Origin of the sequence: Paenibacillus piscarius (assembly GCF_022234545.1) — a bacterium.
In the GTDB taxonomy this organism is placed as follows: Bacteria; Bacillota; Bacilli; order Paenibacillales; family Paenibacillaceae; genus Paenibacillus_AQ; species Paenibacillus_AQ piscarius.
In genome coordinates this window covers 308,654-320,611 of record NZ_JAIEUI010000006.1, presented here as the reverse complement: position 1 = coordinate 320,611, position 11,958 = coordinate 308,654, and the positions used below count along the sequence as shown (strand labels likewise).

Here is an 11,958-nt window from a genome sequence, read left to right as displayed (position 1 = left end):
CCTCCTCCTATATCTAGTCTACATTTTTGTGGGGGAGGACTCCAACTTCTTTAGGGGGCTGTGGAGAATGTAATCGAAAAACCGATTATATTTTGCTGGCGAGGGGGGCGTGGACCAAATGTAATCGAAAAACCGATCACATTGGACGGCGACTATGGCAACAGTAGAATGCGCACTCCCTAATCCTGAAACAGATCCACCCTCGCTTGCAGCTCCGCTCGTACTTCCTCCGGAATTTCCTTCATCTTAAGGTCATCGCCCAGGAATAACAGCCAATTTGTGATTTCCTTCAGCTCCTCCGTCCGGTTCACCTCGACCTCCATTTTCAGCATAGCGCTAGTTTGATAGGGATTGGTATAGGACAGCGAGACCCTGAACGGGTGATATTTGCGGTATTGGGCAATGGCCCGGGGACCCAGCTCCAGAACAAGATTATTCTTCACCTGCTGCCTGCTCAGCTTCTCCTGAATCATCTTCACGCTTAGCTTATTGGGATCCGGGTAGGGGATGACATCCGTTAGCTGATCAACCGGGATGATCCGTTTCCTGGAGGCGTCCAGGTCGAAGCATTCGATGAGCCACAGGCTTTTCTCCTGATAAAGACGTAAAAGGTACACAGCATAAGAGATGTCCTTCTGCTCTTCCCGGCAGGTAATTAGCAGATAACGGTCCGCCAGCAGGAGCCGGATCAGCTTGTCCAGCATAGGGTGGGGGAGATCGGACAGATCCAGCAGATCGGGATTGCCCGGGTGGGTGCCCTCGAACAGCAGAATCTGATTCAGAAGCACCAGCTCCTCCTGCTGATTCTCCGAGATAAGCGCCAGCAGCTTCTCCGTCAGAGACTGGCGGCTCCGCAGATATGGAAGCTGGCCGTTTCTTGTCGCCATGAAGGCGATGAAGAGAGCTTTGACCTCATTATCGGTGAAGTGGACGACGGGAAGCACGGAGTTGCGCATAACGGAATACCCGCCATCCCGGCCCACCTCAGCAACCAGCGGCATCCCGAGCGCCTCAATCTCCCGGATATCCCGCTGGGCGGTGGAACGCGAAATATTGAATTCCCGCATGATTTCCGTCAGGGTAAAATGGGCACGATTGTTAATATACCGCATGATGGTGTTGATCCGTTCTATTTTTTTCATGGCGGCTCCTAAACAGGTTCATTTTTTGACATGGTTTAAGGTTATCATATCCATAGCAGGTGAGGAACACAAATATGAATAAAGGCGGGATATGACAATGGCAGGATATACTATCGAAGAGAAAGACAGCTTTACGGTGATCGGTCTGGGTGTTGATCTTAAGAGTGATTATACGGACTATGCGGGGATCTATAAGGAGAAGATGGATTTTTGGAAGGCGGTCAGTGAAGATGGCAGGCTCGATTTCTTAAAAGGAATTGCGGTGAATGATTATGTGTTTGTAGTAAACGAAGCAGTGAACGGCAAAATGATGCATTATGCCGGAGTCATGGCCGATGCAGCCTCGCAGATTCCGCAGGAAGCCCGGGTGATCCAGTTCCCTAAGGGGGAATACCTCGTAGTGGCAGGAGAAGGAGCGACGACTGAGGAATTAAGTAATACCGTGACGGGTCTGGCCTTCGGACAAGCCTTGCCGCAAGCAGAAGGGTACGCCTACGTAGGAGGGCCGAATGCGGCTGTAGAGATGGGACGGCGGGATGGCTCGCTGTACGGGGAAATGTGGATTCCTGTCGTCAGAAATTAAGTATTGTAATGGAGGATAACTAACTGTGGCATATACCGTTGATTTCAAAGAGGTGTCTGTGCAAGGCCTGGAGTCTTCGCCGGTTGCCGAAGCGCTGGCAGGGCTGCGTGCGAATGAGGCGCGTTATTTCATGAACAAATATAAGCATGAATTCACAGTCGTGCCGGCCAGTGAAAGCCAGGAGGCGCTGGATTATGTGAACACGATTTTGAGCAAGGAGCGGGATCTTCATTTTGCCGCCAAGCCGCTGGAAACCTCGCAGTTTCAGGTGGAGAATATCCGGTTCACATACGTTTTCTATGAGGATGGCCTTGCCCTTAACGTGATGTACACGGTGAATGATCCCAAGAAGCGGGCGGTCGGCTTCAAGCTCTCTGAGGGGATGGAGGTTCCGGCAGAGCTGGCGGATAAGTTCAAGTTCGCGCGGCAAAAGTCGAAGCTGGCCGGTACGATCCGGGGCTCGTTCTTCGTGATTAAGGGCGAGTACTAATTTCCATCCCCACAAAGTGGAGCTTAAGCTTCGGAGTCTATTCAGAAACTTTGCGGGGGCTCCAAAACCATATACATTCTCTAATGCATAAGGGGCTGCCAACTGGCAGCCCCTTCCTTATGGCGTTCAATTCTCCTCCGCCGTATACGTCTTCTGGGTGCGGAGCACCGGGAAGAATCGGTACATCCAGAGCACGGTAATAAGCAAGGTGCCTAAGCCGCCAATCACGGTGGCCGGAACGGCCCCGACCAGCCCGGCCATCGTACCCGACTCGAATTCGCCCAGTTGGTTCGAGGTGCCGATGAACAGCGAATTCACCGCGTTCACCCGGCCCTGCATCTCCTGCGGCGTGTTGACCTGTACCAGCGTTGAGCGGATGACGACACTGACGACATCCGAGCCGCCGATCAGAACCAGCGCGAACAGGGACAGCCAGAAGCTGTGGGAGATCCCAAACAGCATCGTGGCCAGGGCGAAAACGACCAGCGAGGCGAACAGCATCCGGCCAATTGCCCGTTCTACCGAGTAGCGCGTCAGGATCAGCGAGACGATGATCGCGCCCACTGCCGGGGCGGAGCGCAGCAGGCCGAGACCAAGAGAGCCGGTTTTCAGAATATCCTCAGCGAAAATCGGCAGCAGCGCGGTTGCTCCGCCGAGCAGCACAGCGAACAGGTCCAGCGAGATCGTGCCGAGGATAATTTTGCGGGCGAAGACAAACCGCAGGCCGCTGAGGAAGGTGTCCATGCTGACGGCGTCCAGTTTTTTGACGAAGTGAACAGTCTTGACGAAGAAAATGAGTACAGTAGATACCAATAGCGCAGCGAGTGAGGCGATATAGGCAGCGGCCGTGCCCCAGACCACGAGGACACCTCCAAGGGATGGTCCGACGATCATCGCTGTCTGCATGGCGGATGCGGACCAGGCTGCTGCCTTTGGGAGCTGCTCACGATCCACAATGTCCGGCACCAGCGCCGCAGAAGCAGGACTCTCGAAGGTGCGGCACGCGCCAAGAATGGCAGCGGCGGCCAGCAGGTGAACTGCGCTGAGCCAGCCTTCGATGCTGCCGATAACAAGCAGCAGCACGACGAGGCTCTCTGTAAGCTGGCACAGGAACACAATGGTGCGGCGGTCATAGCGGTCTGCCGTCTGTCCGGCAGGCAACGTCAGCAGCAGCATCGGCAGGAATTGGGCCAGCCCGACCAGTCCAAGCTGGTAGGCGCTGCCGGTCAGCGCGTACATCTGCCAGCCAATCGCCACCGACAGCATCTGAAAAGCGCTGGTGGAGAAGATCCGCGCGATCCATAAGCGCAGGAATGAGCGGTTATGCAGCACTGACGGGCGGAGGGAGTTCGTATCCGGTGTATTCAGTGTATTCAATAGATGTCATCCTCCAAGTCATCGGGTTCAGATGCAGGCTCTGTCATCCGTTTGCGCATCTCCGGGTGCTCCCGGAAGATCAGGTCATAATTTTTGCCGTAACGCGCCTCCAGCTCCGGGGCGAAATCCTGCTCAATACGCATCATCACCACATCGTGATAATAAGACGTCTGCAGCACATCCAGCACGGCCGGATGGTTGCTCTCCAGCGCCGATGCCTGCCCGTGGCGGGTGAAGCTGCCCAGCAGCGAGGTCTCCTTATCCAGCAGGAGCGAGAAGTTCCGGGCCGCAGGCGGCCCGCCTGCCGGCACGCTATGCACGATAACACGCGACAGCGCAGTAGGAGTCTCCCCGATCACCATCAGGTGCACGGCGATGCCCCGCTCTTCGGCGGCAAGTAGCGTGTCCTCTATCTTGTGCAGATCCTCCGCCCAAATATCTGCCAGAATCTCCTCACTGGCATTAGCAGCAAGCCGCTTAACGGCCAGATCCACCTGCGCATCCCCCTTCCAGTTGCTGAAAAAGGGCGGTGCGGCAGGCAGGTAGGTCAGTTCGTTCTCCAGCAGACGGGCCGTCCGTTCGAACTCCGTCTGGAGCAGCTTGACGACCTGACGGACCGGAATCGCGGCGAAGGTGACCGGTTCGCCTTCCACAGTGCGGCAGACACCTTTATCGACCAGACTGCGCAGCGCGGCGTATACGTTGGACCGGGACACGGACACCTGCTTGGCGACCTCGTAACCGGAGGAGGGCGGCTGGCCGTGCAGCGCCAGATAGCAGCGGGCTTCCAGATCGGATAAGCCGAGCTTGCGTAATGCATCAATCATGAGTGAACCGCCTTTCTCTGAGGGAGTAATGCTTGTTTGTATGTAGAAGTATTTCAAAATACTACTCCGATCACAAACCGCTGTCAAGCAGCAATTCTCAGCCGTCTGCGCCCCCGGGTCTTTTAAAAAAAATGATTACACTCGGGTGAAATCAGGTAATAACTCTCAAGACGGCTTATGAACAGCCGGTATGCAATAGAGTCTCGACTATAAACCAAAGACAGGATGAGGACTTATGCGAAAAGTAATTCTGACTACCCTGCTCATCTCCAGTCTGTTAGTGGCTGGCTGCGGCAATAACGAGGCGGCAAATGGCGGTGCGGCGGCTACGGCAGAGACCGGACAGGCAGCGACGGCAAGCCCGGAGGTCACACCAGAGATCACGCCGGAACCGGCAGCTGAGGCTACGACGGAGCCGGAAGCGGAAGCTTCGGCTGAGGCACCTGAGCAGACAACTGCACCTCAAGCCACGCCGCAGGCCAGTGAGGCGGCAGGCGAACCCCTGCGTCAGACTTATTTTGACAAGCTGGATCAGATTGAGACTGGCCTTAGCGATCTGGAGGCGATGTCAGCCAGCGGTGTCATGACAGACATGAAGGAGGCCGCCTCCAAGGAACATGAACGCTGGGACAAAGCGCTGAATGAAATCTACCAGGCGCTCCAGAAGCAGCTCCCTGAGAGTGAGATGGCCGCACTGAAAGAGGAACAGCTAAACTGGATCAAGGAACGCGATAAAGCCGCTGAGGAAGCGGCTGCCAAGTATAAAGGCGGAACGATGGAGGGGCTGGAGTACGCAGCGACACTGGCGTCAGTAACTAAAGAGCGTTGTTATAAGCTGGTTGAAATGTATATGAAGTAATTAAAGAGTGCAGCGATTCCCGAATGGGGAGGCCCGCTGTGCTCTTTTTTGACCGTCCTGCATGATGGATGAATGGATAATCCATTAACTTATTCAACCTCTGCCCGTCTAAGCGAGAATTGATGCAAAGCCCCAGGTTGTCCGATGGACACCAAGACTCCCCGCTTAATCATCTCCCGCATTCTATTGACAAAAAATGAAGTGTCCACAAGCTGCCGTGAAACCTCTAACACGCGGATGAAGATACTCCCTGCGCTGACGAATCCCTTGCTGGCCTGATTGCGTGCTTGTTCCTGCTCCTGCTCCAGTTCAATAACGGAACTAAGAATTACCTCATCCAAAGCACTTTCATCACAGCTAACAATGGCGGTATCATTCCAAAGACGCAGCATTTGATTTTCTTCCGCCAGCCTGAGCCAATCCGCTTCGTATGCCCTTCTCTGATCAGATTCAAGAGGGACGCCTTGACCATAGCTTTTTACGATATATAAGTAATCCTCACGATCGGTGATGCTGTAATTCTCATCACGTTCCGCCATCCATTGATGCCTGTTCTGCATTCCCGTTAATGTATCCAACCCTGATATAGGCCCTATTGAGAACAATTCATTAAAAGCCAGCACCTGGCTTGTCTCACGTTTACCGAGGGCACTGAGCGCTACTTTTAGGGAACCTGCAACCGACAGGCCAGAAAGAATATGTACATATTCTTGTTCCATTTGTTCATTCGAAACTCCATATACCTTAGCCATAAACACTCTCCTAACCAAACATATCCCTTATAATACCACTTGTTGGCCCCCGCCTTGGCCGTTATAAAAGTCGATTCTAGGCTGAAAGTGCTTTTTTTTGAGCAGAATGAATCCCTATTATTTGTTACGCTCCATATGAATGTTACCAGGAGAGGAGGCGGGAGAGTTCAGGCTCAAGCTGGAAGACAATCATGAGAGCATCTGCACAAGTATCCCCTGGTTTCTAAATTGATTTTAGAATAATAGGAGGAATGAAGTACATGGGTAGAAAAAAGAGGTCTGTAAAGAAATCATTGCTCACGTTCTTATTATCCTGTCTGCTGGTCTTACCGCTTGCTCTCCCGCCCGCTCCGGCACACGCAGCGTCTACCGGAAATCATCCCGCCAGACAGGCCGAATATCTGGATCGTGGCTTGGTGGCGGTGCTGACGGATGGCGGAGTTTTTGTGAGCTGGAGATACTTGAATACGGATTCAGATGAAATCGCTTACAATGTCTATAAGAACGGGATGAAGGTGAACCCGGAACCTATTGTTAACTCTACGAATTATGTGGACACGACAGGTGCAGACAGCTCACAATATCAGATCTCTACGATTGTTGACGGGAAGGAGGAAATGCAGCCTGAACGGGCAGCAGTATGGCATAATTCCTATCTGCCGATCCCGCTGGATAAGCCTGCTGATGGCCGGACCAAGGACGGGGGTACGTATTCCTATTATGCCGGGGATGCCTCCGTTGGCGATCTGGATGGGGACGGGGAGTATGAGATTGTGTTTTTGTGGAGTCCAAGCAATTCCAAGGATAATTCACAAGCCGGTTATACCGGGAATGTCTACATCGATGCGGTCAAACTGGACGGCACCAAGCTCTGGCGCATTGACCTGGGCGTGAACATCCGGGCCGGGGCGCACTATACGCAGCTTATGGTGTATGATCTGGACGGCAACGGCAAAGCGGAGGTCGTGGTCAAAACAGCAGACGGTACCAAAGACGGCCAAGGCACGGTCATCGGCGACGGCACCAAGGATTACCGCAATGACGGCGGATATATCCTGGACGGGCCGGAATATCTGACGCTGTTCGACGGCCAGACCGGCGCTGCGGTGTCCACCGTGGACTATGATCCGCCAAGGGGCAATGTCAGCTCGTGGGGAGACGGATACGGCAACCGTGTAGACCGGTTCCTGGCCGGAATTGCCTACCTGGACGGCGTGAAGCCAAGCGTGGTGATGGCCCGCGGCTACTATACAAGAACAACGCTTACCGCATACGACTATACGAATGGCGTTTTGGTGAAGCGCTGGAACTTCGACACGAACCAAGCTGGCGCGCAGTACGAAGCACAGGGCAATCACAACCTGAGTGTGCTGGATGCAGACGGGGACGGCAGAGATGAGATCATGTACGGTGCGCTGGCGATTGATGATGATGGCACATTGCTGTACAGTACAGGGCTCGGCCATGGAGACGCGATGCACGCCGGGAAGCTCGATCCGAACCGAGAAGGCTATCAGGTTGTCAGTGTGCATGAGCATAAGGATGCAGCTTACGGGCTGGAGATGCGCGATGCGGCAACAGGCGAGATTCTTTGGGGCCAATTTACCGGAAAAGACACCGGGCGGGGAATGTCCGCAGATATCGATCCGGAGCATCCCGGCTATGAGTCTTGGGCGTCCAACATCGTGAACGGTCAGATGGACCCGTTATCCCGGGGCTATTCCGCAGACGGACAGGTGATCTATGAACAGAATGAAGTGCCGCGAAGCGCGAATTTCGCCATCTGGTGGGATGGGGATCTCCAGCGGGAGCTGTTCGACCACGATTGGAATAACACGACAGCGCAGGGCATTCCGCTCATTTACAAATGGGATTATCAGAATAGGCAGCTGAAGGAGATTTTCCGGGCGAATGGTACGCTCACCAACAATCATACCAAAGGCAATCCTGCCCTTCAGGCGGACCTCCTGGGCGATTGGCGCGAGGAGCTGCTGCTGCGCAGCGAAGACAGCACGGAGTTCCGGCTCTACACCACCACGATTCCAACCACCTACAGGATTCCGGCGCTCATGCAAGATCCGGTGTACCGGCTGGGAATTGCCTGGCAGAACGTAGCGTACAACCAGCCGCCGCATACGGGTTTTTATCTGGGGACGGAGGCCACCACTTTTCCAAAAGCAAATCTAACACTAACCGGCGCCCCGCAACCGCTGGAGCAGATACATCACTTCGGGTTCGGCACACAGCCGCCAGCCGGAACAACCTCTGTGCAGGCTACGCCGTATACTGAGGGGAGGGGATATGGTTTCGAGAGCATTAGCGGAATCACTTTGGGCGCGGGCCACGCTTCCATGCCAGAGAACACCAAGTTTGCGGTAGACCTGCCGAATGCGAATTACAAGGTGACGCTCAAGTTGGGCAGTGACAGCAGAGACTCGAACGTAGGGGTGAAATCCGAATTTGTACAAAAGCTGGCGCAAACCCAAATCCCTGCCGGAACACCCCTGCTTTATTCCTATGACATTGCGGTGGTTGACGGGCAGTTAGAGTTTATTTTCTCGGGCACGGCGACCGATGTGCAGGAGATTAAGATCGAGAAATACCCGCAGAAGGCTCCGGGAACCGGAAAGACCATCTATATGGCCGGGGACTCAACGATGCAGTCCTACAGTGGAATGCAGGCTCCGCAGGAAGGCTGGGGCCAGCAATTCGGCAAGTACTTCAGCAGCGGAGTAACAATTCAGAATGATGCCATCGGCGGCAGAAGCAGCAAGTCGTTCATGGTGGACGGCCGTCTGGACAGTATCCTGCAGCGGATCAGGCCGGGCGATTATTTCTTCATCTCTTTCGGCCATAACGATGCCAGCGCAGGTATCCCCGACCGTTATGCCTCTCCGGCAGATTATGCAGCGTACTTGACCCGCTATGTGAACGGGGCCAAGCAGCGCGGGGCCCATCCGGTTCTGTTAACGCCGGTAGGACGCAGGGACTTCAATACGATCACTCAGGAATTCAACGTAAGCTTCCCTGAATATGTGAAGGCAGCCAAAGAAACAGCAGCGGAGCTGAACGTGCCGCTAATCGATCTGAGCCAGCTCAGTATTGCGGAGTATAACCGTGTCGGCCTGGCCGCTACGGAGAAGCTTTTCCTGTATGCGAATCCGGGGGAGTATCCGAAGTACCCGAACGGAGTGAGCGATAATACCCATTTCAGCAGCTATGGCGCGCAGGTCATTGCCGGTCTGGTGGCGGGCGCAGTGAAGGATATGGGCCTCAGTATCTCCCCGTTCGTGATTGATCCCGGGATCACGGAACCGGAGCCAGAACCGGAGGTACAGCAATATGCGGAGGATTTCGAGGGTGATCCGGCCGCCGCACAATATTCGATGGTGAATGCTACGGGAACTGCCGGAACGATGGCGGGGACGGTTACCGAAGAGAACGGGAACAAGGTATTGTCTGTAACGGGTTCCGGCTCCGGCAACCGTGCCAAGGTATTCCGCTTATTCGATGCGGTGAATGGTGACATTGTGGATGTCGATTTCAACTGGCATTCCGGCAATGTGGGCGCTTCTCCGTCAGAGGGGCATCTGAGTCTTCAGGATGCGAATGAGAATATTATTTTCACCCTGTTCACCAAGACTGGAGCGGCAAGCCCCAATACGAACATTCATTATTTCACCGGCCCGTATTCACCTGACTACGGTAGCGGCACCACTGCCATTCCAGGTGGCGGAACCGCTACGGATATTCCCAAGAACCAGTGGGTGAATGTGAAGCTGAAGCTTGATTTTGCCGGAAAAAGCCTGGATCTCACCTTGACCAGTCTCGCTAATACGAGTGTTACCCAGACGATCCGCGATATTCCGCTGAGTCCTGGTGTCTATGCCAATAACGTTAGGGGCTTGCGGTTCCTGGGTACGCGCAAAGGAGGCGGAGGTACGCTGAACTGGACCACCAAGATCGACAACGTAAAGCTTGAGGGTACGAAGCTTCCGGTGTCGGCAGGCGATATGACGGCATTAATTGCGCTGCAACAGGAGGTGAAGGCGATTGATCTGGCACCGTATACAGAGGCTTCAGCAGCTGTGGTGCGTAGAGCCTTGGGTGCTGCAGAAGCGTTGATTGGGACAACAGCTACGCAGGCGCAGATCATTCATGCGGTGAACATGCTAACCGTTGCACGCGATTCCCTGACCAGCGAGCCTGCTGGGGATGTAAGTGCGTATTCCTTCGATTTTGGCTCCGGCAGCGCAGCAGACGGCTATACGAAGGTGGATGCCAAACGGGCCTACGTGGAAGGAAACGGTTACGGGTTCGCTGACACTGCGCTGGTCCAGGATGAGAACCGGGGAACCGGCAATCCGCTGACAGAGGACTTTACCCGCGTAAACGGCACTTCGTTTCTGGTGGAGATGAAGCCGGCGAATTACCGGGTGACGATGACCATTGGAGATGCGCAGGAAGTGACCCAGACCGGGGTTACAGTGGAGCAAATGAGCAAACTGTCTGCTACTACCATCCCCTCAGGCCAATTCAAGGAAGTGACATATGATGTCGCCTTGATTGATGGCATTTTTAATTTCAGCTTCGCCGGCAGCACGCCGAAGATCAACGCACTGAAGATTGAACGCCTGCCGGAGCAGGGGGCGGCCGATAAGCCAACACTGTATCTGGCAAGTGATTCCACGGTGGCCAATTATGCGGAGAGCTACCGGCCGCAGGCCGGATGGGGCGAGACGTTAGGCCGTTATTTTGACTCAGAGAAGATTGTTATTGATAACCGGGCAGTCGGCGGACTAAGCAGCAAAACCTTCCTCACCGGCGGATATCTTAACGATATTCTGCTCGGCATTCACGAAGGGGATTATCTGTTCATGCAGTGGTCGCATAATGATTCCACGCCCTCCCGGCCGGAGCGTTATCTTACCCCGGAGCAGTTCAAGGTGTATCTGAAGGATTATATTAACGGTGCTGTGCAGAGAGGTGCAGTTCCAGTGCTGGTTACACCAGTGAACCGCAGGGATTTCAGCGGAGAGGTGCTGAACAAAAGCTTCCCGGCATACGTGCAGGCGATGAAAGAAACGGCGCAGGAGACCGGTACTCTGCTGATCGATCTGAATCAGGCCAGCTGGGAGTATTTTCAGGAGCTGGGCCCGGAAGGCAGCAAGTCTATTTTCATGTGGACGGGAAGTACAGAGGACAACACCCATCTGCAGATGAACGGTGCGATCAAGGTATCTGAGCTGGTTGCGGGGCTGGTGAAGGAGCAGAATATTCCGCTGTCGGCATGGGTTACCCTGGACGAACCGCTCGCGGACGGCGTTCCAGCTATGCCGGTGCTGTCTGATAATAACGGGCATGATACAGGGCTGCAGGACGGCGATTATACGATTACGATGGATCTCTGGTGGGGGAATAATGGGACCCGCTTCAAGCTCTATGAGAACGGCGAAATGATTGAGGAGGGCGCTCTGACAGACCAGTCACCGTCCGCCCAATCCGCACAGATCGATATTACCGGCAGGCCGAACGGGACATACGTGTATACGCTGGAACTTAGCAACCCGCATGGTTCGGTCACAAGTGCACCCTTAACAGTAACGGTCACCGATGCCTCCCCTGGTCAGGCGGTATTATCCAACGATAACTGGGACGGGGACGGCAGCTATGCGGTTACGATGAATCTGTGGTGGGGGACGAATGCGGCGGAATACCGGCTGTATGAGAACGGTGTATTGGTTGATACCCAAACCCTGCAGCCGCATACCCCGGATGCCCAGTCCGCAGTCACTGCAATCTCCGGCAAAGCTCCCCGAACCTATGAATATGAAGCTGTCCTGCTCAACGCGGCAGGCGAGTCCCGATCTGAGAAGATGACGGTGACGGTGGGGGAGTGAGCGGCTGGCTGAAGGTTTGAATGATGCG

The 11,958-nt window shown here is 54.5% G+C and carries 8 protein-coding genes; 4 read left to right on the top strand and 4 right to left on the bottom strand.

The window, feature by feature from the left end; translation table 11 throughout:
• Positions 1-179 precede the first annotated feature (179 nt).
• Positions 180-1,142 (bottom strand): helix-turn-helix transcriptional regulator, encoded by a 963-nt coding sequence (locus K1558_RS13270; RefSeq protein WP_238652056.1) that lies wholly within the window; start codon positions 1,140-1,142, stop codon positions 180-182.
• Between the two features lie 97 nt (positions 1,143-1,239).
• Here K1558_RS13270 and K1558_RS13265 point away from each other — a divergent pair, with 97 nt between their 5' ends.
• Both K1558_RS13265 and K1558_RS13260 read left to right on the top strand, forming a co-directional pair.
• Positions 1,240-1,725: a GyrI-like domain-containing protein gene (locus K1558_RS13265; RefSeq protein WP_238652055.1), complete on the top strand. Its 486-nt coding sequence runs from the start codon at positions 1,240-1,242 to the stop codon at positions 1,723-1,725.
• A gap of 25 nt (positions 1,726-1,750) precedes the next feature.
• Positions 1,751-2,215 carry a phage tail protein gene (locus K1558_RS13260; protein ID WP_238652054.1) on the top strand — a complete coding sequence of 155 codons (465 nt, stop codon included), beginning with the start codon at positions 1,751-1,753 and terminating at the stop codon, positions 2,213-2,215.
• Between the two features lie 126 nt (positions 2,216-2,341).
• Here the strand turns inward: K1558_RS13260 and K1558_RS13255 are convergent, their stop codons facing one another.
• Both K1558_RS13255 and K1558_RS13250 read right to left on the bottom strand, forming a co-directional pair.
• Positions 2,342-3,592 (bottom strand): MFS transporter, encoded by a 1,251-nt coding sequence (locus tag K1558_RS13255; RefSeq protein WP_238652053.1) that lies wholly within the window; start codon positions 3,590-3,592, stop codon positions 2,342-2,344.
• On the bottom strand, positions 3,589-4,419 hold the full coding sequence (locus K1558_RS13250) for a TrmB family transcriptional regulator (protein WP_238652052.1): 831 nt from the start codon (positions 4,417-4,419) through the stop codon (positions 3,589-3,591). The genes K1558_RS13255 and K1558_RS13250 overlap by 4 nt, the downstream gene beginning before the upstream one ends.
• Before the next feature lie 235 nt (positions 4,420-4,654).
• Here K1558_RS13250 and K1558_RS13245 point away from each other — a divergent pair, with 235 nt between their 5' ends.
• On the top strand, positions 4,655-5,278 hold the full coding sequence (locus K1558_RS13245; protein ID WP_238652051.1) for a lysozyme inhibitor LprI family protein: 624 nt from the start codon (positions 4,655-4,657) through the stop codon (positions 5,276-5,278).
• Between the two features lie 89 nt (positions 5,279-5,367).
• Here K1558_RS13245 and K1558_RS13240 read toward each other — a convergent pair whose 3' ends face one another.
• Entirely contained in the window at positions 5,368-6,030 is a 663-nt protein-coding gene (locus K1558_RS13240; protein ID WP_238652050.1) for a DUF3658 domain-containing protein, read from the bottom strand.
• Positions 6,031-6,290: 260 nt separating this feature from the next.
• On the opposite strand from K1558_RS13240, the gene K1558_RS32770 reads away from it, so the two are divergent.
• Positions 6,291-11,930: a rhamnogalacturonan lyase family protein gene (locus K1558_RS32770; RefSeq protein ID WP_274528548.1), complete on the top strand. Its 5,640-nt coding sequence runs from the start codon at positions 6,291-6,293 to the stop codon at positions 11,928-11,930.
• Positions 11,931-11,958: the final 28 nt, after the last annotated feature.